Origin of the sequence: Spirillospora sp. NPDC048819 (assembly GCF_040650055.1) — a bacterium.
In the GTDB taxonomy this organism is placed as follows: Bacteria; Actinomycetota; Actinomycetes; order Streptosporangiales; family Streptosporangiaceae; genus Spirillospora.
Window position 1 is genome coordinate 442,252 of the sequence record NZ_JBEZGN010000001.1, and the last position, 24,473, is coordinate 466,724.

Genomic DNA, 24,473 nt, shown 5'->3' on the forward strand with positions numbered 1-24,473 from the left:
CTCCTGGAGGCTTAGAAGGACTGGCGGCGGGCGACGCGGCAGAACGCGGCCAGCAGCACCGCGATCAGGGCGAGCTGCATGACCCCGAGGGCGGCGGAAAGCCCGGTCTCCCCGGCGGAGCTGTAGCCGAAGATCCGCGTCGACATCACATCGGTGCCGTCGCCGGAAAGGATCACCGTGATGGTCAGTTCCCGGATGGTGAGCAGCGCGATCCAGAACCACGCGTACACGAGGCTGCCCCGCACGGCGGGCAGCACCACCGACACGAACGACCGGCCGCGGCGCACTCCGGAGACCGCGGCCGCCTCCTCCAGCTCACCGTGGACCTGGAGCATCGTGCCGTGCAGCGTCCGGTACGCCGTCGCCACGAACCGGGCGGACACCGCCAGCGCGAGGAACGCCACGGTGCCGTAGATCGGCAGCCAGCGATACGTCGACAGCCCCACGTAGAGGAACGAGACGGCCAGGACGATCGACGGGACCGCCAGGGTCATCATGATGAGCGCGTCCAGCCCGCGCCTGCCCCGCACCCGCGTGCGGGTGACCAGCCAGCTCCCGCAGGCGGCGAGCACCACCGCGACCGTGGGCACCGCCGCGACCAGCAGCAGTGTCGCGGGCAGCACCTCCGCCAGGTCGTAGGAGGCGTCGGTGTACGCGGTGAACGACAGGTCGGCGAACGCCTCGGCCGACGGCGGTTGCAGGTAGGGCACCAGCGAGGCCCAGATCAGGGTGAGCACCGGCAGCGCCACGCCGACCAGCGCGTACAGGCCGACGAACCCGTACCCCGACCACCGGCCGGCCCGCGTCAGCCGGATCGGCGCACCGGCGGCGCGCCGGCCGGTGACGGTGGCCATCTGGTCCGCCCTGCGCATCGCCCGGTAGTAGCCGAGCATGATCAGGCCGATGGCCAGGGCCATGCCCAGCCCGACCGCCGCGGCGTTGCCGTACTCGGGGGCGCCGGTGGCGCCCTGCGAGTACTGGTAGATCAGCGTGGACAGGACGGTGATGCGCGCCGGCATCCCGAGCATCCCGGCATAGTCGAACACCTCGACGGCCGCGATGAAGAAGAAGATCGACACCCCCGCGATCGCCGGGGCCGCGATCGGCAGCAGGAGTTGCACGGCGGCCCGCCACCGGGGGACGCCGTGGACGGCCGCGGCCTCCTCGACGTTCGCGTCGATCACCCGCAGCGTGGGGACGAGCATGAAGAACGCCGGCCCGGCGAAGTCCAGCCCCTGCAGCAGGATGATCCACTTCAGGGTGTAGACGTCGGTCAGCGCGCCGCCCCCGGTGATGTCGCCCCACCACGTGTTGATGATCCCGTTGCTGGGGTTGAACATGAAGATGTAGCCGAGGGCGACCAGGAAGCCCGGGATCGCCATCTTCACCGCCGCCAGGACCAGGATGGCCGTCTTGCCGGGCAGGTCCGTCCTCGCGTACAGCCAGGCGAGCGGGACGGCGACGACCAGCATGACCGCGACGCTGCCGACGCCGAGCAGGAGCGTGCGCAGCAGGGTGCCGGTCAGCCCGGCCGACCCGAGGACCGTCCGGAAGTTGTCCAGCGACAGGCTCCCGCCGCCGAACCCTTCCTGCGGGCCGAGCGACGCCCACACCAGACCCGCCAGCGGCACGATCAGCAGCGCGCACAGCAGGGCGATCAGCGCTCCGACGACGACCAGCGGGAGGTCGACGCGGCGGCGCCGGGTGCGGCCCGACCGGAAGCGGCCGGGCCCCGGCCGGGCCTTCCGGCGCTCGGCCGGGCGCGCGGTGGTCAGGTCAGCCGACACGGTGTCCGACCCCATTTCCTCTTCTGGTCCGGTGTTTCTCTCGGTCCCGGCCGCCTTGTGGCCGTGGGCGGTCGGCTACTTCCGCAGCAGCCCGGCCACCTCGCGGTTCGCCTTCTCGTAGTCGTTCATCCACCAGTCGAGGTCGGCGGTCATGACACCGCCGGCCTTCTGCGCCAGCTTGTACAGGTCGGTTCCAGGCGTGGTGTAGCGGGGCCAGTCGAGGACCTCGTACGCGAGCTTGCGGCCCTGGTCGGTGGCATTGAGCCAGTAGAGGAGGAGTTGCGCCGCGGACGGGTTCTTCGCCCCCTGGACGACCAGTCCGACGCGCGGCACGGCCGGCACCTTGACCGGCGCGTAGTCCACCGGTGCCTGCGACCGGCGCTGGCTCTCACCGATCCGGATGCCGTACCCCAGGGGGAACTCGCCGCTGGTCACCTGCGTGCGGATCGCGGTCGGGACCGAGGCCAGCGAGACCCGCCCGTCCTCCAGCAGCCGGCGGACGAAGTCCATCATCTTGTCGATGCCCAGCCCGGCGGCGAGCGGGCTGAACACGTCGGGCAGCCCGGCGGTGACGATCTTGCCGCGCCACTGGTCGGTGAGCAGGTCGTCCAGCGTCTTGGGCGGTGTGCCGCCGATCGCCTCGGTGTTGTAGATGACCGTGCGGGCGATCTCGGCGATGTAGATGCCGTTGTAGGACTTCCACACGTCCTTCGGCGCGACGCCCTCGAGGGACCCCCAGTCCACCTGCTGGACGAGGTTCGCGCCGTTCAGTTGCTTGACCACCAGCGGCGTGGTGACGAAGACGTCGATCGACGGGGCGACCTGCGCCTTCGCCTCCTGGACGAGTTTGTTGGCGAAGGCCGGGTCGGGCTCCCCGCTGACGAACTTGATGTCCAGGTCGGCGCCGGTGTCGTCGCGCAGCGCCCGGGAAAGTTTGCGCGCGTGCGCGGGTGAGCGGGAGTCGGTGCTGACGAACAGCCGCACCGTCCCGTCCTTGGCGGCCTTGTCGGCCAGACCCTTGAGGGAGGCGGGCAGGCTGCCGCCGCGGGCGCCGGCGGAACCGCCGTCGCCGCCGCAGGCGGCCAGCAGGCCGCCCGCCCCGGTGGCGGCCACGCCGTACAGGAAGGTGCGGCGGGTGAGCGGGGAAGAGTGAAGCGTCATGATCGAGATCACCTTGCCGGGGGGAGGCCCGGACGTACCGGGCCGAGGGACGGGGAAAGGCGGGGGCGGGACGGGGGCGGTGTGAGGTCGGGAACGAGGGCGCGCATGGATCGACGCGCGGTCAAGGAGTACGCGGATGTGCCCGGAGCCGTCAGAGCTCGACCGAGTTGACGCGGGTGGAGACGGTGTTGAGTTCGCGGCAGCCGGTCTCGGTGGCCGCGACGACGCCGCCGACGAGCGCGCCGTGCCGGCCGATCCGGGCGTCGGGCTGCAGCGAGAAGGTCATCCCGGGCTTGATCTCGAAGTCGAAGAACGGCCCGGCGTGCCCGTCGGCGTGGGGGTACGTCCCGGCGAAGGAGGGGACGTGCTCGCGGATGCCGAGGCCCGATCCGCCGCCGGACAGCAGCGGGTTGAGCGAGGCGAACTGCGGGGTCAGGTGCCACATCCCGGCCTCGGTGAGGGGCACCTCCATGGCCGCGCAGACGTCGGCGAACGAGGCGCCCGGCCGCACCGCCGCCGAGCCGGCCTCGTACGACGCGCGGGCCACCTCGGCGCAGCGCAGCGTCTCGGCGGGCGGGGTCCCGACCGTGAAGCTCATGTTGACGTGGGTGTTGAGCTCGGCGTAGTTCGGGAAGATCTCCGCCCACACCATGTCGGGGCGGCCGAGCACGCGGGCGGGCTCGGGACGGGTCAGCCAGGTCGGCTCGCCCCAGGCGTAGTTGTCGAGACCGGTCTGGAAGAGCATCCAGGTCACGCGCATCCCGCGGCGCAGCATCGCGGCGACGCCCTCGGCGTACAGCTCCGTCTCGTCCACGCCGGGCCGGGCCGCCGCCATCATCGCCTCGATCGCGGCGTCCCCGGCCGCGGCCGCGGTGGCGAGGTGCTCCACGTCCTCGTCGCTGCGCTGGGCCATCACCAGCCCGTAGTCGCGGGTGACGTCGAGCAGCTCGGCGTCGGGGAGCCGTTCGCTGATCGCGTCCCAGACGGGCTTGGACACCCATCCCCCGGGGTAGAAGGGCGACCCGTAGCCCGCGCCGATCACGCCGAGCCTGCCTCGGGCGAGCCCCTTCTCGCGGGCGATCGCGGGCAGCAGCTCGGGGGCGGGGCCGACGCGGATGTCGTCGATCCAGGTCTGCAGCCCCCGCTCCCGGGTGAGCATGTGCTGCGCCGCGACCTGGGCGGCGAAGGCGACCATCGCGGGCTCGCCGTCCCGGGGGACCACGAAGTGCTGGTAGCGGCGGTCGCGGAAGAGGTACTGCCCGGCGTCGTAGCGGTCGCTGCGGTCGGCCCCGAAGACGAGTAGGCCGTCGAGGCCGTGCTCGTCCATGAACGCGCGGGTGCGCCGCATCCGGAACTCCCGCTCGTCGTGCGGCCGGCCGGCGGTGGCCGGTGCGGCGCTCCGCGAGGTGGTCCCGGCTGGGGTCTGGGTCGGCACGAATGCTCCCTTCATGGTCCCGCGCACCCCCGGCGGGAGGGCCGGCGGGGGCGGGCTCGGGTCCGGTCGGACGGGTGTGCGGCGCGTACCGCTCGATCGGGCTGCGGCAAGCCTGTGACCTGCGAGTTGGTCCCGACGTTGTCGAGACAATAGACCCCGGTATCTCAAGTCCGCAAGACTTAGAGCAAAGAAGCTTTGTGTTGAGTTATTTCGGGGCCGTGTCCCGTCCGGACAGGCTCCGCGGCCATTCTCGCCCGCGCCCGCGGAAAACATCCAGGTCGGACAGGCGGTTTCGGACACGCCGAATTCGGCTTCCATCTTCCCTGCCGCCGACTTGGACGCGTGGGTCGCCCTCCGCGCGGTGACAGGGCGCGACGGCGATGCGCCGGTCGCGCTCGGCGTACAGCTCCTCCGGTGCGGGCGCGCCCGTGCACTCGGCGGCGGGGCGGTCGACGCGGGAGACGACGGGGTCAGGCCAGGTCGCGGAGGCGGTGTTCGAGTTTGCGGAGCAGGTGGGCGAGCTGCTCCTGCTCCTCGTCGCTGAGGGTGGCGAGCATCTCCCGCTCCCGCTCCAGGTGGACGTCGATGATCCGGTCGATGAGCGCGAACCCGGCCGGGGTCAGCTCGGCGAACACGTTCCTGCGGTCGTCGGCGGACCGGATGCGGCGGACCAGGCCGTCGCGCTCCATGCGGTCGAGCCGCATCGTCATGCCGCCCGAGGTGAGCAGGGACGAGGTGGCCAGCTCGCGCGCGGTCTTGCGGTAGGGCGGGCCCATCCGGCGCAGGCCGGCCAGCACGTCGAAGATCGACTGGTTGATCGAGTGCTCGTCGTACAGCCGGTTGGACAGGTTGCGGACCAGCAGTCCGCAGCGGGTGATGCGGCCCAGCACGGCGATGCTGTCCGGGTCGAGGCTCGGCCGCTCGGCCCGCCACTCGGCGATGATGCGCTCGACCTCGTCGGGCTCGGCATCGCCGGGCCCGGCCGGGGGCGACTCGTCCGCGGTCTCGGACGGCTGGGCCGCCGTGGGGGTGGATGCGGCGGACCTGTCCGCCGAACGGCTGCCGGTTCTTCGGGTCACGCGCGTGCCTGTCTACGGGTTCTGATGCGGCGAACGATCGAGCGCTAAGAATAACAGCCCGAGGTATTGACGCCCTAAGTAGCTTAGATCTAAGTTTTCATGCACTGAGCTATCTCGGCGCGATGGCATCCCATCGCGCCCCGACCAAGGGAGGCGCGCCCATGAGCGCGGTCGTCCGCGAGGACCTCATCGTCGCGGGACGCCGGCGTCCCGGACGCGGGGCCGTCCTCCCCTCGATCTCCCCGGTGGACGGCCGGGTCGTCGCCGAGGTCGCCACGGCGAGCCCGGAGGACGTCGACGAGGCCGTCACCGCGGGCGCCGCGGCGATGCGCGACCCGGCCTGGCGCGGGATGCTCCCCCACGAGCGGGCCCGCCTGCTCCACCGGGCCGGCGCCCTCATCGAGGACGACCTCGAAGGGCTCGCCCGGCTCCAGACCCGCGACAACGGCAAGCCGATCACCGAGACGCGCGCCCTCGTGGCCAGCGCCGCCGGGACGTTCCGGTACGTGGCCGCGGCGTTGGAGACCCTGGACGAGACGCTGACCACGCCGCGCGGCCCGTACCTGAGCATGAGCGTGTACGAGCCGATCGGCCCGGTCGCCGCGATCACGCCCTGGAACTCGCCGATCGCCTCGGAGGCCCAGAAGGCCGCCCCCGCGCTCGCCGCCGGCAACGCGGTGCTGATCAAGCCGGCGGAGTGGTCGCCGCTGACGGCGCTGCGCCTCGGCGAGATCCTGCTGTGCGCCGGGATGCCGCCGGGCCTGATCAGTGTGCTGCCGGGGGCCGGGCCGGTCACCGGCGAGGCGCTCGTCCGGCATCCGGGCGTCCGCAAGGTCTCGTTCACCGGCGGCACGGCCACCGGACGGCGGATCGGCGCGATCGCCGCCGAGAAGCTCATGCCGGTGTCGCTCGAACTGGGCGGCAAGTCCCCGACGATCGTGCTGCCGGACGCCGACCTCGACCACGCCGTCAAGGGAGTGCTGTTCGGCGTCTTCTCCTCGCACGGCCAGGCGTGCGTGGCCGGTTCCCGGCTGTTCGTCCACCGCTCGATGCACGACGAGATGGTGGACCGGCTGGTGGCGGCGGCGGAACGGCTGGTCATCGGCGATCCGGACGACGAGGGCACCCACATGGGCCCGCTGATCTCCGCCGAGCACCGCGAGCGCGTCGAGGCGTACGTGCGGCTGGCCGCCGAGGAGGGCGGTCGCGTCCGCACGGGCGGCGAACGGCCGCGGGGGGCCGGTCTCGACGCCGGCTTCTTCTACCGGCCGACGATCATCACCGGGCTCGACCACGGCTCGCGCGTCTGCCGGGAGGAGATCTTCGGGCCGGTGCTCGCCGTGCTGCCCTACGAGGACGAGGACGCGCTCCCTGCGCTGGCCGACGCGACGCCGTACGGCCTGGCCTGCGGCATCTGGAGCCGCGACTACCGCAGGGCGTGGCGGCTGGCCCGCCGGATCGAGGCCGGAACGGTGTGGATCAACACCTACAAGCAACTCTCCGCCGCCACCCCGTTCGGCGGGGTGAAGGAGAGCGGCGTGGGCCGGGAGAAGGGCCGGGACGGCATCCGCGCCTACATGGCGCAGAAGGGCGTCTATTGGGGCCTGGACGAGGCCCCGATGCGGTGGGGCGACTGAACGTCCGGCCCGCCGTCGTCCCCGCATCCACTCACCTTTGAGTCTCTTACCGATGAATGACCCCGGGAAAGGAAACCTCGTGACCGATCGACCGGCCGCCCCGAGCGACGCCCCGACCGAACCCGACCTCCAGCGGCTTCTCGACTCCTGCGTGGCCACCCGCGAGTCCCGCCTGGAGGACTGGGACACGCTCGGCTTCCAGGCCAAGGCGGGAGAGGAGTTCCGGCGCGCGCAGATCCGCTACATCGGGTCCGGCGCGACCGGCGACCACCAGGACGACGCCCGCATCCTCGCCGCCGAGCACTTCACCTTCTCCAACATGCGGCTGCCGTCCGGCGCGGTCGGTCCCGAGCACACCCACCACGACGTCGAGGAGGTCTTCTTCGTACTCGAAGGCACCCTGGAGGTCACCGTGCACGACGCCGCCGACGGAACCCGGACCGCGAGCCGCGTCCTGGGCTACCGGGACCTGATCCGGGTGCCGGCGGGCGTGCCGCGCAGCCTGCGCAACATCGGCGACGGCGACGCCCTCTTCTGCGTGACCATCGGCGCGGCCAAGCCGCAGCTTCCCACCTACCCGCCGACCTCCGCCATGCACGGCATCACCCGGGACTGACCGGCCCGCGCCGCCGGCCCGCACCACCGGCCCGCGCCACCGGGCCTCGCCGTCGCCCGGCGCAGCTCGGACGCTCGGGACGAAACGCCGGGATTCCGGCGCGATCAGAGGAGATCTGGGGGATCCGCATGTACGAGTCCGTTCACCGGCCGGTCGCCCGGCTGCGGTCGCTGCGGTCGGTGACGCTGCTGACACCGCGGGCGGCCGAGTCCGCCGACTTCTACAGCGAAGTGTGGGGCCTGGTCCCGGTGGAGCGCGACGGCGCGGCGGCCTGGCTCCGCGGAACCGGCCGCCAGCACCACATCCTGGAGCTGGCCGAGGCCGAGCGGAACGCGCTGGGCAAGATCGCCTTCGCGGTGGCCGGGCGGCCGCAGGTGGACGAGGCCGCGCGGCGGCTGACCGGGCACGGTGTTCCGCTGGTGACCGAGCCGGGGCCGCTCGACCAGGTCGGCGGCGGATACGGCCTGCGGTTCGCCGACCCGGAGGGCCGGCTGATCGAGCTGTCCGCCGACGTCGAAGCGGTCGCTCCCGGGGACCCCGGCGGCCTTCCCGCGGTGCCGCGCAAGCTCGCCCACGTGGTCCTCAACACCGTGGACATCGACGCCGCCTGCGACTTCTACACCCGCGTGCTGGGGATGCGGATCTCCGACTGGTCGGAGCACCAGATGGCGTTCCTGCGCTGCAACACCGACCACCACGTCATCGCCTTCAACCAGGCCGAATGGACATCGATCAACCACGTGGCCTACGAGATGACGTCGATCGACCACTTCATGCGCGGTATCGGCCGGCTCCGGCACCACGGCCTGACGCCGCTGTGGGGACCGGGGCGGCACGGCCCGGGGAACAACACCTTCTCCTACTTCGCGGACCCGGCCGGCCTGGTGTGCGAGTACACCTCCGAAGTCGAGCAGGTCGAGGAGGACACGTGGCTGTGCCGCACCTGGCGGCGCACCCCCGAGTTGTCCGACCTGTGGGGCACCGCCGGCCCGCCGTCGCGGGACGTGCGGGTCCGCATGGCGGGCGTCCCAGATCCAGGTCATGCGGCCGTCCACCGCGCGGGGACACCTCCGCCCGGCGAGGCCCCTTCCGAGGGGACGACGCCGTGAGCGGCCGCGGGGAACTCGCCGTGGCCGTGCTCGGGCACGGCGCGATCGGCTCGGTCGTGGCGTACGCCCTGCACACCGGGCAGGTTCCCGGGGCGGGGCTGGCGGCGGTCGTCGACCCCTGCCCGCCGCCCCCGCCGCTGCCCGCAGCGTCCCTGGACCAAGCCATCGACCGGGCCGACCTGGTCGTGGAGTGCGCCGGCCAGGACGCGTTGCGCACTGCGGGCCGGGCCGTCGTCGCCGCCGGGCGGGATCTGCTGGCCGTGTCCACCGGGGCGCTGGCCGACGCCGCGCTGCACCGCGACCTGCTGGCCGGCCCCGGACGGCTCCGGCTCTGCGCGGGCGCGATCGGCGGGCTCGACGTACTGGCCGCCGCCGCGCGCGCCGAGGCGTTCGACCGCGTCACGATCCGTACGACCAAGGCCCCGGACGCGCTGCTGCGGCCGTGGATGGACGAAGACCAGGTGGCGCGGCTTCGCGCGGCGGCCGCCCCGGTCGAGGTGATGCGCGGCTTCGCGCGGGAGGTCACCCGGGCGTTCCCGGCCACCAGCAACGTCGCCGCGTCGGTGGCGCTGGCCGTCGGCGACTGGGACGTGGTGGAGGCCGTGGTCGTCGCCGACCCCGCGGCATCGGTGAGCCGCCACGAGATCGAGGCGCGCGGCCCCGCCGGCCGGTACCGCTTCGAGGTGGCCAACCGCCCGTCCCCGGACAATCCCCGGACGAGCGGGGTCGTGCCGCACGCGGTGCTCCGCGCGGTCGAGGTCCTGGCCGGTGCCACGGGACGGTTCGCGTGAGCGCCGCCCGGACGGTCGACGCGGCAGTGCGGATGTGCGCCGACGTGGCCGGCGAGCGCGGTTCGCCGGTACTGCTGCTCCACGGGATCGGATCGGCGGCGGCCTCGTTCGCGGCGCAGCTTCCCGTCCTGGCCCGGCGGCATCGCGTGGCCGCGTGGGACGCGCCGGGATACGCGCGGTCGTCCGACCCGGTGCCGCCGTACGGGATGGACGACTTCGCGGAGGCGGCGGCGGCGCTGCTGACCGCCCTGGACATGGTCCCCGCGCACGTCGTGGGCGTGTCGTGGGGCGGCGTGATCGCCACCCGGCTGGCGCTGCGCCGCCCGGACGCGGTGCGTTCCCTCGTCCTGGCCGGGTCCACCCGCGGCTCCGGCCGTACCCCCGAAGGCGCCGCCGCGATGCGCGCCCGCGCCGGCGAACTCGCGCGGCTGGGCCCGGGACGGTTCGCGCGGCTGCGGGCACCCCGGCTGCTGTCGGACGGCGCGCCCGCCGCCGCCGCCGAAACCGTCCGGGACGTCATGGCCGGGGCGATCCGGCTGCCCGGTTACGCCGAGGCGGCGACCGCCATGGCCGAGACCGACCACACGGCGGACCTGCCGGGGCTGCGCGTCCCCACCCTCGTGCTGGTCGGCGAGCACGACAGGGTCACCGGGGTGGAGGAGTCGGAACGGATGCACCGGCTCATCCCGGGCAGCCGGTTCGCCGTCCTTCCCGGCGCCGGCCATCTGTGCAACCAGGAACGGCCGGAACTCTTCACGTCCCTGGTGGGCGGCTTCCTCGCCGAGCTGGACGGGCGGAGGCCGGACGGTCCGGGCGCAGCCGACGAACCCGGCGGGGGCGCCGGAACCGTGGAAAAGGAGAAGTCATGAACCTTGGCCTGAGCGGCCGGGTCTACCTGGTCACCGGAGCCGGCTCGGGCATCGGGCTGGCCACGGCGCGGCTGCTGCTGGACGAGGGCTGCGCGGTGGCCGCCTGCGCCCGGGACGGCGCCCGGCTCGCCCGCGCGCTCGGCCCGGACGGCGACCGGCTGCTGACCACGGCCGCCGACGTGCGCGACGCCGCGGCCGTCGGGCGGCTGGTGGACGCGGCGGAGCGGCGCTTCGGCCGGCTGGACGGCGTCGTCAACAACGCCGGCGGGTCGCTGATGGCGGCCTGGGACCGCACGACCCGGACGCAGTGGAGCGGCGAGTTCGAACTCAAGGTCTTCTCGGTGCTCAACACGGTCGAGGCGGCGCTGCCGCTGCTGCGCGCCTCGGACGCCGCCGCGATCGTCAACGTCAACGCGATCCTCGCCCGGCAGCCGGAGCCGCCGCTGGCCGCCACCTCGGCCGCGCGGGCGGCCCTGCTCAACCTCACCCGCACGCTGGCGTCCGAGTTGGGCCCGGACGGCGTGCGGGTCAACTCGGTGTGCCTGGGCCTCATCGACACCGGTCAGTGGCGGCGCAGATACGAGGAGTCCGGCGGCGGGATCGGGTACGAGCGGTGGAGCGCCGAGCTGGCCGCCGACCGCGGGGTCCCGCTGGGCCGCCTCGGCACGGCCGACGAGGTCGCCTTCCCGATCGTGACGCTCCTGTCTCCACGGGCCGGCTACACGACCGGCGCCACCCTCGACATCGGAGGCGGGGTGGGCCGCTATGCCTGAGCCCTCCCCGTCCGGCGGGGCCCACCCCGCCAACGGCGGCGACCTGCTGGTCGCCGTGCTGCGTGAGCACGGCGTCGAGGTGGTCTTCGGCGTGCTGAGCGTGCACAACATGCCGCTGGTGGAGGCCGTCGACCGGGAGTTGCGGTTCGTGCCGGTCCGGCACGAGGCCGCGGCGGTGAACGCGGCCGACGCCCACGCCAGGGCGGGCGGCGGCCTCGGCGTCGCGCTGACCAGCACCGGGACCGGGGCGGGCAACGCCGCCGGATCGCTCATCGAGGCGCAGTCGGGCGGCGCGGCCGTCCTCCATGTGACCGGGCAGATCGACTCGCGGCACCTCGGTCTCGGCCGCGGCGTGATCCACGAGACCAGGGATCAGGCCGGAATGCTCCGCGCGGTGTCGAAGCACGCGGCCACCGTGCTGCCCGGCGCCGACGCCGGGGCGATTCTCAGGCACGCCGCGGCCCGTGCCCTGTCCGTGCCCTGCGGCCCGGCCAGCGTCGAATGGCCGATCGACCTGCAGTACGCCGCCCACCCCCTCGACGGGCCGGTCTGCCCGCCCGTGCCGCCGCCACCCGCCGACCCCGGGCAGGTGGCCGCCGCGGCGCACCTGCTCGCGGCGGCGCGCCGCCCGGTGATCTGGGCGGGCGGAGGAGCCCGCGGAGCGCGCACCGAACTGCGGGCGCTCGCCGAGCGGCTCGGCGCCCCGGTGCTGACCAGCAACGCGGGCCGCGGAACGATCCCCGAGGACCATCCGCAGGTGGTGGGCAACTTCGCGGCGGGACCGGCCGGCCGGGAGTTGCTCGGCCGAGCCGACCTGCTGCTCAGCGTCGGCACCCACTTCCGCTCCAACGAGACGGCCGACCACACGATCCCGGTGCCGTCCCGGCACGTGCAGATCGACGTGGACGGGCGAGCGATCGGCCGGGTGTTCCCGGCCACGGCCGGCGTGGCCGGCGACGCGGCCGAGGTCCTCGCCGCACTCCTGGACTCCCTGGACCGGACCGGCGAGGCCGCAGCGGACTCCGGATGGCGGGACGCGGGGATCGACGCCCGGCGGCGCGCCCGCGCCGGGCTGCGCGCCGCGATCGGCCCGTACGCCGTGATCTGCGACGCCATCCGGGCGCGGCTCGACCGCCGGTCCGTCGTCGCCCGCGACGTGACCATCCCGTCCAGCCAGTGGGGCAACCGGCTGCTGGAGATCTACGACCCCGCGACGAACGTCTTCCCGCTGGGCGGCGGGATCGGCCAGGGGCTCGCGATGGGCATCGGCGCCGCGCTCGCGACGCCGGACGTCCCCGCGCTGATCATCGCCGGGGACGGCGGACTGGCCGTCCACCTGGGAGAACTCGGGACGCTCGCCCAGGAGCGGCCATGGGCGGTGCTCGTGGTGTTCAACGACGGCGGCTACGGCGTGCTGCGCAACATGCAGGACGCCGGCGGCGCCCCCCGATCCGGCGTCGACCTGGTCGCCCCGGACTTCGCCGCGCTGGCCGCCGCCTACGACCTGCCGTTCCGGCGGGTCACCCGCGCCGCGGAGTTCCCGGCCGCGTTGGACGAGAGCCTCGCCGGAGGCGGACCCGCCGTCGTCGAGGTCGACGTGCGGGCGATCGGACCGGCCCCCGTCCCGTTCACCCCTCCGGTCACCGCGCCCGGCCGCTGACCGCCAACCCGAACCGTCGGCTGCCGCCGACCCGACCATGGAGGACCCCATGACAGAGACCGACGAACTCTTGGACGCGGAGAGCTACCTGGAGAGCCTGCGGGACGGCCGCTCCGTCTACATCGACGGAGAGAAGGTCAAGGACGTCACCGAGCATCCCGCGTTCCGCAACAGCGCACGCTCGGTGGCCCGGTTGTACGACGCGCTGCACGACCCCGCGCTGCGGGACGTCCTCACCTTCGTCGACGACCAGGGCATCAGGACGCACCGGTTCTTCGCGCCGTCCCGCACCGCAGGCGAGTTGCTGGCGGCACGCGACGCGATCGCCGCCTGGTCGCGTCTGACGTACGGCTTCATGGGCCGGACACCGGACTACAAGGCCGCGTTCATGGCGAGCCTGTCCAGCCACCCGGAACTGTACGACCCCTACGCGGAGAACGCCCGCGCCTGGTACCGCCGCTACGCGTCGCTCGGGCTGTTCCTCAACCACGTGCTGGTGAACCCCCCGGTGGACCGGAGCAGGCCCGTCCACGAGGTCGGCGACGTGTACGTGCACGTCGTCCGGGACAACGACCGGGGAATCGTGGTGAGCGGCGCCAAGATGCTGGCCACCGGCTCCGCCCTCACGCACGCCACGTTCGTCGCCCAGAACAGCGCGGTCAGCCTGGAGGCCGGCAAGGCCGAGGACTTCGCACTGGCGTTCATCGCCCCGATGGACACCCCCGGCTGCACGCTGCTCAGCCGCACGTCCTACGAGGCCCGCGCCACGAGCCCCTACGACCACCCGCTGTCCTCTCGGTTCGACGAGAACGACGCGGTTCTGGTCTTCGAGGACGCGCTGATCCCGTGGGAGAACGTGCTCATCTACCGGGACGTCGACAAGGCCAACGCCTTCTTCCCGCGCTCCGGCTTCGTCAACCGCTCCCACCTTCAGGCGGGAACCCGTTTCGCGGTCAAGCTCGACCTCATGGCGGGCCTCCTGGCGCGCGCGTCACGCGCGAACGGCACCGACGGCTTCCGCGGGGTGCAGGCGGCCGTCGGCGAGGTCATCACGCTGCGCAACACCGCCTGGGCGCTGACGACCGTCATGGCGATGGACCCCGTGAAGGGGCCCGGCGACACCGTCCTGCCGAACATCGAGCACGCCGGGGCGCTGCGGATGTTCACCTCGCAGGCGTGGGACCGGATCCACGAGCTGTTCGAGTCGAACCTCGGGGGCGCGCCGCTGGTCGTCCCCTCCAGCAGCGCCGACCTGCGCAACCCGGACCTCCGGCCGCTGATCGACAAGTTCTACCGGGGCTCGGACTCGTCGGCCGAACAGCGGATCAAGCTGTTCAAGCTGGTGTGGGACGCGATCGGCACCGAGTTCGGCGGCCGCCACGAACTGTACGAGCGGGTCTACTCCGGCAACGCCGACCAGGTCCGGATCGACGCGCTCAACGCGGCCCGGCGCGGCGGCCTCGCCGACGAGCTGGACGCCTTCGCCGGCGAGTGCCTCGCCGACTACGACCTCAACGGATGGAGCCGCGGGCCGTGGATCGCCTGACCGAGGCCGAGCCGCTCGACCAGGCCCTCTACCGCCACGTCATCGGCCATTTCATGAGCGGCGTCGCAGTGATCACCACCAGGGACGGCGGCGTCGACCACGGCATGACGGCCAGCGCCGTCTCGTCCCTGTCGCTCGACCCGCCGATGCTGCTGATCTGCGCGCACACCAAGGCGCCCACGCACACGGCCGTCCACCGCTCCGGCGCGTTCGCCGTCAACGTGCTCGACGAGGACCAGGGCCACCTGGCCGCCCAGTTCGCGGGGCCGCGCGCCGACAAGTTCTCCGGCGTGGCCTGCCGGCGGGGCGTCCGCGACGTCCCGGTACTGGCCGACGCGCTGGCCGCCCTGGAGTGCGAGGTGATCGAGGACGTGGTCGGCGGCACGCACCGCGTCTTCCTGGCCCGGGTCGTCGGAGCCCGGGCCCGCGAGGGCGTCCCGCTGGCCTACTTCCGCGGCCGGTTCGGCCGCTTCGAACTCGCCCAGGACATCACCGCGTACGAGCGGCTGCGAGAGCTGGTGGTCAACCGCGCCCTGCCACTCGACGGCGCCCTCGACGTCGACGACCTCGCCCGCCGCCTGCACACCCCGCCGTCGGCCGTCTACTACGCGATGACCCGGCTGATCGGCGAGGGCCTCGTCGGCCGGGATCCCGAACGCGGCTACGTACTCGTCCCGCTGGACGCCCGCGCCTCCGACGAGGCCTTCGACGGGCGCCTGGCGATCGAGCTCGGCGTCGCGGCCGCCCTGCCCGGCCGCCTCGACGCGGCCATCGTCCGGCGGTGGCGGGAGATCGCGCGTTCCGCCGAGTCGTACGTCGAGGGCGGCCGGATCGCCGACGTCAACGGCTACCTCGCCGCGATCGAGGAGTTCCACGAGTACCTCATCGGCCTGGCCGGCAACCCGACGCTCACTGACATCTACCGCAAACTCAACACATCCGGCTTCATGGCCGCCGCGCTCCGTGGCCGCAACGCCCCCGGTGTCCACGCCCTGGCGGACCACTACCAGATCATCGACGCCTTCGCGGCGGGCGACGCCGCCGAGGTGGCCCGTCTGCTGACCGTCCACAACGCACACACCAAGCAGTCCCAGCGCGAAGGCATCCACCACGCCGGCGGCCGCCTCTGAAGCGATGACAGGCGGCCGCGGCCAGGGGTGTGCACCCAGACGGCCTCGGCGATGGTCGGCATCCTTCCTACCTGGGGTCGAGTGGTGGGAAGGCAGGCGGCCGGCCCTCCAGGTGGCTCTTCACGCCTTCGGCCGCGTCGGGGCGGCGGAAGGAGTCGAGCATCAGCCGGTCGGCGACGGCGACGGCGGCTTCGAAGGTGCGGTCCAGGTCCTGGTGGACCTGCTCCTTGATGACCCGCATCGAGGCCGGTGAGCAGTGGGCGGCCAGTTCGGTCGCATATTCCACGGCGGCGTCCAGGACCGGTTCGGCGACGAAGTCGACCAAGCCGAGGTCGCGGGCCTCGTGCCCCTCGACGACACGGCCCGACAGCAGCAGATCCAGTGCGCGGCTGGGGCCGATCAGACGGGGCAGCAGCCAGGAGATCCCGTACTCGGCGATCAGCCCGCGTCGCGCGAACGCGGTGATCAGCTTGGCGGCCGGGGCGGCGAACCGGATGTCGCAGTAGAGCGCCTCGACCAGGCCGAGTCCCGCGGCGGCGCCGTTGATCGCGGCGATCAGCGGTTTGCGGACGGTCAGCGGGAACGTCCTGGGCCGGGACGGGGTGCGGGGCCGCAGGTCGCCGGTGGTGCTCGCCTCCTCCAGGTCGCTCATGTCGGCGCCGGCGCAGAATCCCCGGCCTGCGCCGGTGACGACGATGGCGCGGACGCCGGGGTCGTCCTCGGCCTCGTCGAGGAGGGCGAAGTACGCGTTCTCGAGGTCGTCGTTCCAGGCGTTGAGGCGGTCGGGGCGGTTCAGGGTGAGCACGAGCACGGGGCCGCGGTGCTCGGCCAGGACGAGGGTCATGGTGGTGCCTTTCGTCAGGAGGTCCGTGCGCCGAGGCTCCGGCTCAGGCCGGTGTCGGTGTCGGCGCGGACGGCCGCGGGGTTCGTCTCCGGCAGCACCCACGCGCAGGCGAGGGTGATCAGTCCGGTGCAGGCGAGGAACGTCGAGACCAGGAACGTGGATCCGGTCTCCTTGAGGATGGCGGCCATGAGGAACGGGGTGCCGCCGCTCACGGTGATCGACGCGAACTGGTAGGCCAGGGACGCGCCGGAGAGGCGGACGTTCGGTTCGAACAGCTCCCCGATGTAGGCGGCGAGGGGGCCGTAGGTCAGCGACTGGCCGATCCCGCCGACGGCGATGGCGGCGGCGATGAGCGCGATGGAGCCGGTGTCGACGAGCCAGAAGTACGGGAACGCCCAGATCGCGATCAGTGCGGCGCCAGCGAGGATCATCGGCCGGCGCCCGATGCGGTCGGAGATCCAGCCGGACCACAGCACCAGGACGGCGCCCAGGAGCGTGATCGGCATCGAGACGGACAGGACGGCGTCGCGGCTCACGTCCAGTTCGGTGGTCGCATAGCCGACCACGCCGGCGAGACTGACGTAGAAGAGGGCGTTGGTGCCCGCCAGCAGGCCGGAGGCGAGCAGGATCGTGCGCCAGTGTCCCCTGATCGCCTCCTTCACCGGGGCCTTGACGACCCGCCGGTGCCGGCCGACGGACTCGGCGGCCAGCGCGCGGAACTCCGGCGTGTCCTCGATCTTGCTCTGGATGTAGAGCGCGACGGGGAACATCAGGGCACTGACGAGGAACGGGACGCGCCACCCCCAGTCGATGAACGCCTGCTCGGACGTGACTCGCGACGCGACCAGGAAGGCGGTGCTGCCGAGGAAGACGCCGAAGGAGACGCCCATCTGGCCGAAGGTTCCGGCGAGCCCCTTGCGTTCGGGGGACGCGGACTCGGTGAGCAGCAGGACGACGCCGCCCCACTGCGCACCGCAGGCGAGCCCTTGGACGAAGCGGAGGACGACCAGCAGGATCGGGGCGAGAACGCCGATCGTTCCGGCGCCGGGCAGGCAGCCGATCAGAAAGGTGCCGAGTCCCATCATCACCAGGGACGCGACCACGATCATCTTGCGGCCGTGCCGGTCGCCGAAGTGGCCGGCGATCACGCCGCCGACCGGCCGGGCGACGAACCCGGCCCAGAACGTGCTGAACGACAGCAGGATGCCCGTGGCCGCGGACGAGTCGGGGAAGAACACCTCGGGGAAGACCAGGGCGGCGGCCGTCCCGTAGAGGAAGAAGTCGTACCACTCGATCGAGCTGCCGATCAGCCCCGCGGACAGCAGTCTGCCCTGCCCGCGTCGGTGGGGTCTCATGCGCTGCTCCCTACTGCAGTTTCAGCCCGAGGAGGGTCTCGAGGCGGTGGACGGTCGCGGCGGGATCGCGGTGCAGGATTCCGCCTATCCGCAGGCGCGCGGCGCCGCGGAGGTTCTGTTCGAGGTCGTCGACCATCACGCAGTCGCGGGGGGCGACGCCGAGCCGCTCGCACGCGATCGCGTAGATGCGGCGGCCGGGTTTGCGGGTGCCGACCTCGCTCGAGATGACGGCGGCGTCGGCGAGGTCGGCGAGGTCGACGTCGCGGTAGCAGTCGTCGCCGAGGGCGTTGGAGACGATCGCGACCGGGACTCCGTGCTCGCGCACGCGGCGCAGGGCTTGGAGCATCGTCTCGTCGAGGTGGAGGCCGGTCTGGATCTGGGCGACGAGCCCGCGCGGGACGTCCGGAACGCCGTGCGCGCGCAGCCGCGCCGCGAAGCCCTTCTCGAACTCGGCCTCCGAAAGCCGCCCGCACTCGTGCTCGACGAGGAGTTCCCCTGACGCGTCGTCCGTGCGCAGCAGCCGCTCGACGAGCAGCGGGTCGCCGCACAGCAGGGTGGACGCGGAGCGGAACGCCATGAAGACGTCGCTGGTCAGGACGCCGCCGAAGTCGGTGAGCACCGCACGCGGAGGGTCTGCGGGCACGGTCACACCACCTCGAACAGGCCGGCCGCGCCCATGCCGCCGCCGACGCACATGGTGATCACGACGTGCCGGACGCCGCGGCGCCGGCCTTCGATCAGCGCGTGGGAGACCAGCCGCGCGCCGGTCATCCCGTACGGGTGGCCGACGGAGATGCCGCCGCCGTCGACGTTGCAGATTTCGGGGTCGATGCCCAGTTCGTCCCGGCAGTGGACGGCCTGGGAGGCGAACGCCTCGTTCAGTTCCCAGAGGCCGATGTCGTCGACGGTCAGCCCGTGCTCCTTGAGGAGCCGGGGGACGGCGAGGACGGGTCCGATGCCCATCTCGTCCGGTTCGCATCCCGCGACGGCGATGCCCCGGTAGACGCCGAGCGGTTCGAGTCCGCGGCGTTCGGCCGCGCCCGCCTCCATGAGCACCGAGGCGGACGCGCCGTCGGACAGCTGGGAGGAGTTGCCCGCCGTGACGGTCGCGTGCGCGGTGACCCGGCCGTCCTGCAGTACCGTCCGCAACCCCGCCAGCCCTTCCCGGGTGGTGGACGGGCGGTTCCCCTCGTCCCGGGAGAGGATCACCTCCTCTTCGTGCTCCTCGCCCGTCTCCTTGTCGACGACCTTGCGGACGGTGGCGAGCGGGACGATCTCGTCGTCGAACCGTCCGGCGTTCTGCGCCTCGGCCGTGCGGTGCTGCGAGAGGAGGGCGAACTCGTCCTGGCGGTCGCGGTCGACGCCGTAGCGTTCGGCGACGATCTCGGCGGTCTCCAGCATCGGCATGTAGATCGACGGTTTGTGCGCCATCAGCCAGGGGTCGGCGGCGCGGTGCATGTTGAGGTGGTCGTTCTGCACCAGGGAGATCGACTCGACGCCGCCCGCCACCGCCACCCGCATTCCGTCCTGCGTGATCTGCTTGGCCGCGGTCGCGATCGCCATCAGGCCGGACGAGCACTGCCGGTCGATCGTCATGCCGGGCACCGTCTCCGGCAGCCCGGCGCGGATGGCTGCCTGGCGTGCGATGTTGCCGCCGGAGCTGCCCTGCTGCAGCGCGCAGCCGAGGACGAGGTCCTCGATCTCGCCGCCGTCGACACCCGCCCGGTCGACCGCGTGCGAGATCGCGTGGGCGGCGAGGTGCTGCGCCTGGGTGTCGTTGAACGCGCCCCGGTAGGCCCGGCCGATCGGGGTGCGGGCGGTCGACACGATCACCGCTTGCTTCATGGGGGTTTCCTTCTCGTTCGGGGGTCGGTCAGCTGGTCGGGACGCCGGCCGCGTCGGCGATGGCGGTGGCCTCGGCCACCAGCGCGTCGATCTGCCGGACGGTCGGGACGCCGGCGGCGGCCCGGTTGCGCGGGTCGTCCAGGGCCCGGCGCAGGACGCCCTCGGCGATGACCGCGAGCTTCCAGAGCGCCAGCGCGTGCCAGAAGGGCAGCGGGCCGGGGTCCCGGCCGGTCGCCTCGAGGTAGGCGGCGGCCATCTCCGCCTGGGTGGGAAAGCCGGGCAGGGCGGTCGCGGAACGCTCGACGCCCAGGGCGCCCGCCGACTCCGGCCAGTACGCCAGCAGGCTCCCGAGGTCGGCCAGGGGGTCGCCGAGCGTGCACAGTTCCCAGTCGAGGACCGCGAAGATCCGGCCGTCGTCGGGGGAGGCGATCACGTTGCCCAGGTGGAAGTCGCCGTGGACGAGCGTCGTCTCCCGCTGGACGGGCACGGCCGCGAGGAGTCGTTCGGTCAGGTCCACCAGCGCGGGGAGGTCCCGGGTCCTGGACTTCTCCCATTGGACGAACCAGCGGTTGAGCTGGCGTTCCGCGTAGGAGCCGTGGCGGGCGAGGTCCGTCAGGCCCGTCTCGTCCAGGTCGACGGCGTGGATCTTCGCGAGGGTCCCGGCCATGGCCAGCCCGACGGCACGGCGCCGGTCCGGCGGGAGGCTCTCGGCGACGATCGGACGGTCGATGACCAGCCCGTCGACGAACTCCATCAGCACCAGCGGCGCGTCCCCGCCGGTCCGCACCCCGTGCACGCGGGGAGCGGGCACCGGGGTGCGCTCCAGCGCCGACAGGATCCGCGCCTCGCGCGCCACGTCGTGAGCCGAGGCGAGCAGCCGGCCGAGCGGCGGACGGCGCAGCACCCAGGACCGTCCGTCCCGGTCGCCGACGTGGAAGGTCAGGTTCGACTGGCCGATCCCGAGCCGCCGCAGCCGCAGCGGCCCGGAGAACTCGATGCCGAGCGAGGCCATCCACGCCGCCAGTTCGACGGGGTCGGCTCCGAGGAAGGTCACGTCACCCATCGGCCGCCGCCCCGGGATCCGCCCGTCATGAGGGCAGTGCGTCCGTCCCTTTCGAACCCGTTCACGAACCGCTCCGCGCGGTGGCCTGACCGTTCGCGGGCACGGGTACGGACGCGGGTGCGGGTACGGACGTCCGGTGCTTGCGCAGTTCCCATTGCGCGATGGCGCGTTTGTGGACCTCGTCGGGGCCGTCGGCCAGCCGCAGCGTGCGGAGCTGCGCCCAGGCGTTGGCCAGCGGGAAGTCGTCGGTGACACCGCCCCCGCCGTGGATCTGGATCGCGCGGTCGACGACCTGCAGCGCCATCGCCGGCGCCGCGACCTTGATCGCGGCGATCTCGGTCCGCGCCTCCTTGTTGCCGGCGGTGTCCATCATCCAGGCGGCCTTCAGGGTCAGCAGCCGGGTCTTCTCGATCTCGATCCGCGCCTCGGCGATCCAGTCCTGGACGTTGGCGCGCTCGCTGACCGGCCGCCCGAACGTGACGCGGGAGTCGGCGCGGCGGCAGAGCAGTTCGAGGGCGCGCTCGGCCACCCCGATCGCGCGCATGCAGTGGTGGATGCGGCCGGGGCCGAGCCGGGCCTGGCTGATCGCGAAACCCTCGCCCTCGCCCTTGAGGACGTCGCGGGCCGGGACGCGCACGTCCTCGAACAGGATCTCGGCGTGGCCCTCCCGGTCGGAGTAGCCGAACACCGGGAGGTTCCGGACGATGGTGACGCCGGGCGCGTCGATCGGGACGACCATCATCGACTGCTGCCGGTGCGGTGGGGCGTCCGGGGCGGTCTTGCCCATCACGATGAGCACCTTGCAGTTCCTGTGCATCGCGTTGGAGGCGAACCACTTGCGCCCGTTGAGGACGTACTCGTCGCCGTCCCGCTCCATGCGCAGCCCGATGTTCGTGGCGTCCGAGCTGGCGGCCCCGGGCTCGGTCATGGCGAACGCCGAGCGGATCTTCCCGTCCAGCAGGGGCTTGAGGTACTTCTCCTTGTGCTCATCGGTGCCGAAGAGGGTGAGCACCTCCATGTTCCCCGTGTCGGGGGCCGAGCAGTTGCAGGCCTCCGGGGCGAGGTGGCCGCTGCGCCCCAGGATCTCCGCCAGGGGCGCGTACTCCAGGTTCGTCAGCCCGGGAGCCCACTCGGGGTGCGGGTGGAAGAGATTCCACAGCCCTCTGCGACGCGCCTCCGCCTTCAGGTCCTCGATGACCTGCGGATGGTGGTGGGGGTCGCCGGACTCGCGCATCTGGCGCTCGTACACCGCCTCCGCCGGGTAGACGTGCTCGTCCATGAACTCCAGCAGGTCGGCCTGGTATCGCTTGGCGCGGTCGGAGACGAGAAGCAGATCCACGTGCGGGTCCTTCCGGGGGTTCAACATTATTGAACTTGAATCCGGGTTCAAGAAATACTCGAATCCGCCGTCGAGTTCAAGTTCTGGAGGTCAGCGCGTCAACGCCTTCGGCGACGCGACGGGCGACCGCCACCGCGCCCGGCCGGACCGATGTCCTGCCGGGGCCGGTTCAGCGGAGCACCGCGGGGTTCGTGGCGGCCCGCATGACCAGCGCGGGAGAGCCCGAGCCGTCCGCCGGGACCTCCCACAGGTCGGCCTCGTACTCGGCGGGCACCTCGTAGAGGAGCGTGTCGCCGTCCAGCCAGGCGACCTGGGTGTCCAGGGGGCGGGTCTCGGCGGTCGCGGTCTCCTTCATGGTGCGCAGGTCCAGCACGTGCAGCCGCCACGGCAGCGACGACGCGTCGCCCTGGACGCGATGCTTGAACGCCACCCGGGTGCCGTCCGGTGAGACCGACGGGCACTCCGCGTTGTCGGTCAGCGTCCACACGGTTCTGGAGGAGACGCTCCCCCGCACGAGGTAGGTCTTCCCTCTGGTCGCCATCGTGGCGTAGAAGAGGTCGTCGTCCGCGAAGGTCACACCCCAGAAGTTGACGTCCACCGACCGGTATCTGCGGCCGTCCTTGATGACGGTGTAGTCCTCGAGACTTTCGTGCAGCGTCCAGGTGCGGCTGTCGAGGATCGAGGTCCGGGTGGAGAAGTTCGTCCCGGCGTAGGAGTCGCCGCTGACGAAGACCGTCCAGGCGGCCATCCGCCCGCTGGGCGAGACCCTCGTGCGGCTGGGGCCGCCGCCCGCGGGATACCGGCGCAGTTCCCGCAGCCGGGAGTCGACGATGACCACCGAGAACCTGTTGACCAGGCCGCGGTCCGCCTGCACGCACACCCCCGTCCCGCCGGCGGCGTGGAACGTGTAGCAGGTCGGCCCGCCCGCCGTCCGGACGCCGCGCGACGCTCCCAGCGGGACGGAGGCGAGCCGGTCCCGCAGGGGCCCCCAGGCCATGTTGCGGAACAGGAGCCGCCCCGGCGCGTCGAGGGTGAGGCCTCCCTCCCGGACGACGGGCCCGCCGGGCCGGGGCTCGTCGCGCACGTCGGTGCGGGACGCCGCGTACACCGTGTAGGCGACGGCGAGCACCGCCAGCGCGACGAGCGCGACGATCAGGACGCGTATCCGGGCAGCCGTGCTCATTCGGGTGCCTCCTCGGTCACGGGATGCAGGACGAGTGCGACGGCGACCGAGACCACCAGCGCGATCGTGGCCGCCCAGACGGCGGGGCCCGCGCCCCAGACCGTCCAGGCCGCGCCGAACAGGACCGAGGACACGAGCCGCGCTGCGGCCTGGGCGGTCTGCACCAGCGCGAGTCCCCCGGCGCGCAGCTCGGCGGGCAGCAGCGGCCCGGCGGCGGCCATCAGGACACCGTCGGTCGCGGCGTAGAACGCGCCGTGCAGGACGAGGACCCCGCAGATGGCGGCCGGGCCGCCGCCGTCCCACAGCAGCAGCGCCGGGTAGGCGGCCAGCAGAGCGCCGTGCCCGGCGACGAAGACGGGCCAGCGCCCGACCCGGTCGGCGAGCAGGCCCAGCGGCATCGCCAGCACCAGGAACCCGGCCGCCGTGCCCAGTGGCAGCAGCGGGAACCACTGCGGAGTCACGCCGAACCGGTCCTGGACGAGCAGGAACACGAACGCGTCCCCGATGGTGACCGCGCCGAGCAGTGCGGCGCACCCGCAGATCCGCCGCATCGCCCGCATCCGCAGCAGTCCCAGCGCACGGCGCAGCGAGGGCGGCGGCGCGCCCGTCTCGCCGGCCGGTGCAGGCCGCCGCACGAAGAGCACGAGCACCAGCACCCCCGCCGCCGCGACACAGCCGCTCACGACGAACACCGCGTCGTAGGCGTCCGCGGCCGTCCACAGCAGCCCGAACGCCACGAGCGGGCCGAGCAGCGCACCGACGGTGTCCATGGCGCGGTGCACTCCGAATGCCCGGCCCTGCTCGTCCGGCCCGCTGGACAGCGAGATCAGCGCGTCGCGCGGTGCTGTGCGCAGCCCCTTGCCGATCCGGTCGGCGGCCAGCACGGCGGCGAGGCCGGGCACGGTCGCGGCCGGCAGCAGCGCGGGTTTGCACGCGGCCGACAGTCCGTATCCGAGCCCGGCGACCAGCTTGTGCCGTCCCCGGCGGTCGGCGAGGTGGCCGCCGGCCAGCCGCACCAGCACGGTCACGCCCCCGTACAGCCCGTCCAGCAGGCCGAAGGCCAGCGGGCTGAGACCGAGCTGGACCACCACGTAGATCGGCAGCACGGCGGTCACCATTTCCGCGGAGACATCGGTGAGCAGGCTGACCGATCCGAGCGCGATGACGGTGGCGGGCACCGACCCGCGGCCGGAGCCCTTGCGGACCCCGGCCGCGGCATCGGCCGCCCGAGCGGTCGACAGATACACCGTG

21 protein-coding genes are annotated in these 24,473 nt (G+C 72.9%); 9 read left to right on the plus strand and 12 right to left on the minus strand.

Features of this window, described 5'->3' with window-relative positions; translation table 11 throughout:
- Positions 1–11: 11 nt before the first annotated feature.
- The 4 genes from AB0C35_RS02155 to AB0C35_RS02170 form a co-directional block, all read right to left on the minus strand.
- Complete coding sequence (locus AB0C35_RS02155) at positions 12–1,802, minus strand: ABC transporter permease subunit (protein WP_358449488.1); 1,791 nt, start codon at positions 1,800–1,802, stop codon at positions 12–14.
- Positions 1,803–1,862: 60 nt separating this feature from the next.
- The gene (locus AB0C35_RS02160) at positions 1,863–2,948 is read right to left on the minus strand and encodes an extracellular solute-binding protein (protein ID WP_358449490.1); all 1,086 of its coding nucleotides are present in this window, start codon (positions 2,946–2,948) and stop codon (positions 1,863–1,865) included.
- A gap of 151 nt (positions 2,949–3,099) precedes the next feature.
- Positions 3,100–4,383: a M24 family metallopeptidase gene (locus tag AB0C35_RS02165; protein WP_358449492.1), complete on the minus strand. Its 1,284-nt coding sequence runs from the start codon at positions 4,381–4,383 to the stop codon at positions 3,100–3,102.
- Positions 4,384–4,853: 470 nt separating this feature from the next.
- On the minus strand, positions 4,854–5,462 hold the full coding sequence (locus AB0C35_RS02170) for a MarR family transcriptional regulator (RefSeq protein ID WP_358449494.1): 609 nt from the start codon (positions 5,460–5,462) through the stop codon (positions 4,854–4,856).
- Between the two features lie 161 nt (positions 5,463–5,623).
- Between AB0C35_RS02170 and AB0C35_RS02175 the strand changes: the two genes are divergently transcribed.
- From AB0C35_RS02175 to AB0C35_RS02215, 9 genes are all read left to right on the plus strand, one after another.
- Positions 5,624–7,099, plus strand: coding sequence for an aldehyde dehydrogenase (locus tag AB0C35_RS02175; protein WP_358449495.1), 1,476 nt, complete (start codon positions 5,624–5,626; stop codon positions 7,097–7,099).
- A 79-nt stretch (positions 7,100–7,178) separates the two neighbouring features.
- Positions 7,179–7,715 (plus strand): cupin domain-containing protein, encoded by a 537-nt coding sequence (locus AB0C35_RS02180; RefSeq protein WP_358449497.1) that lies wholly within the window; start codon positions 7,179–7,181, stop codon positions 7,713–7,715.
- 128 nt (positions 7,716–7,843) lie between these two features.
- Entirely contained in the window at positions 7,844–8,824 is a 981-nt protein-coding gene (locus tag AB0C35_RS02185) for a VOC family protein (RefSeq protein ID WP_358449499.1), read from the plus strand.
- Positions 8,821–9,615: an aspartate dehydrogenase domain-containing protein gene (locus AB0C35_RS02190; RefSeq protein ID WP_358449501.1), complete on the plus strand. Its 795-nt coding sequence runs from the start codon at positions 8,821–8,823 to the stop codon at positions 9,613–9,615. The genes AB0C35_RS02185 and AB0C35_RS02190 overlap by 4 nt, the downstream gene beginning before the upstream one ends.
- On the plus strand, positions 9,612–10,484 hold the full coding sequence (locus AB0C35_RS02195) for an alpha/beta fold hydrolase (RefSeq protein ID WP_358449503.1): 873 nt from the start codon (positions 9,612–9,614) through the stop codon (positions 10,482–10,484). Before AB0C35_RS02190 ends, AB0C35_RS02195 begins: the two co-directional genes overlap by 4 nt.
- Positions 10,481–11,257, plus strand: coding sequence for an SDR family oxidoreductase (locus AB0C35_RS02200; RefSeq protein WP_358449505.1), 777 nt, complete (start codon positions 10,481–10,483; stop codon positions 11,255–11,257). The genes AB0C35_RS02195 and AB0C35_RS02200 overlap by 4 nt, the downstream gene beginning before the upstream one ends.
- Complete coding sequence (locus AB0C35_RS02205; protein ID WP_358449507.1) at positions 11,250–12,917, plus strand: thiamine pyrophosphate-binding protein; 1,668 nt, start codon at positions 11,250–11,252, stop codon at positions 12,915–12,917. The genes AB0C35_RS02200 and AB0C35_RS02205 overlap by 8 nt, the downstream gene beginning before the upstream one ends.
- 49 nt (positions 12,918–12,966) lie before the next feature.
- On the plus strand, positions 12,967–14,463 hold the full coding sequence (locus AB0C35_RS02210; protein ID WP_358449509.1) for a 4-hydroxyphenylacetate 3-hydroxylase N-terminal domain-containing protein: 1,497 nt from the start codon (positions 12,967–12,969) through the stop codon (positions 14,461–14,463).
- Positions 14,451–15,593 (plus strand): flavin reductase, encoded by a 1,143-nt coding sequence (locus tag AB0C35_RS02215; RefSeq protein WP_358449511.1) that lies wholly within the window; start codon positions 14,451–14,453, stop codon positions 15,591–15,593. The genes AB0C35_RS02210 and AB0C35_RS02215 overlap by 13 nt, the downstream gene beginning before the upstream one ends.
- A 67-nt stretch (positions 15,594–15,660) precedes the next feature.
- On the opposite strand, the gene AB0C35_RS02220 is transcribed toward AB0C35_RS02215, so the two are convergent.
- The 8 genes from AB0C35_RS02220 to AB0C35_RS02255 all read right to left on the minus strand — a co-directional run bounded on the left by AB0C35_RS02220 (position 15,661) and on the right by AB0C35_RS02255 (position 24,469).
- Positions 15,661–16,437: an enoyl-CoA hydratase-related protein gene (locus AB0C35_RS02220; RefSeq protein WP_358449513.1), complete on the minus strand. Its 777-nt coding sequence runs from the start codon at positions 16,435–16,437 to the stop codon at positions 15,661–15,663.
- A 14-nt stretch (positions 16,438–16,451) separates the two neighbouring features.
- Entirely contained in the window at positions 16,452–17,792 is a 1,341-nt protein-coding gene (locus AB0C35_RS02225; RefSeq protein WP_358449515.1) for an MFS transporter, read from the minus strand.
- A 10-nt stretch (positions 17,793–17,802) separates the two neighbouring features.
- Positions 17,803–18,435, minus strand: coding sequence for an HAD family phosphatase (locus AB0C35_RS02230; protein WP_358449517.1), 633 nt, complete (start codon positions 18,433–18,435; stop codon positions 17,803–17,805).
- A 2-nt stretch (positions 18,436–18,437) separates the two neighbouring features.
- The gene (locus AB0C35_RS02235; RefSeq protein ID WP_358449519.1) at positions 18,438–19,637 is read right to left on the minus strand and encodes an acetyl-CoA C-acyltransferase; all 1,200 of its coding nucleotides are present in this window, start codon (positions 19,635–19,637) and stop codon (positions 18,438–18,440) included.
- Positions 19,638–19,665: 28 nt separating this feature from the next.
- Positions 19,666–20,700, minus strand: coding sequence for a phosphotransferase family protein (locus tag AB0C35_RS02240; protein WP_358449521.1), 1,035 nt, complete (start codon positions 20,698–20,700; stop codon positions 19,666–19,668).
- A gap of 61 nt (positions 20,701–20,761) precedes the next feature.
- The gene (locus AB0C35_RS02245; RefSeq protein WP_358449523.1) at positions 20,762–22,039 is read right to left on the minus strand and encodes an acyl-CoA dehydrogenase family protein; all 1,278 of its coding nucleotides are present in this window, start codon (positions 22,037–22,039) and stop codon (positions 20,762–20,764) included.
- A 169-nt stretch (positions 22,040–22,208) separates the two neighbouring features.
- The gene (locus AB0C35_RS02250; RefSeq protein WP_358449525.1) at positions 22,209–23,222 is read right to left on the minus strand and encodes a hypothetical protein; all 1,014 of its coding nucleotides are present in this window, start codon (positions 23,220–23,222) and stop codon (positions 22,209–22,211) included.
- The gene (locus tag AB0C35_RS02255; protein ID WP_358449526.1) at positions 23,219–24,469 is read right to left on the minus strand and encodes an MFS transporter; all 1,251 of its coding nucleotides are present in this window, start codon (positions 24,467–24,469) and stop codon (positions 23,219–23,221) included. The genes AB0C35_RS02250 and AB0C35_RS02255 overlap by 4 nt, the downstream gene beginning before the upstream one ends.
- Positions 24,470–24,473 lie beyond the last annotated feature (4 nt).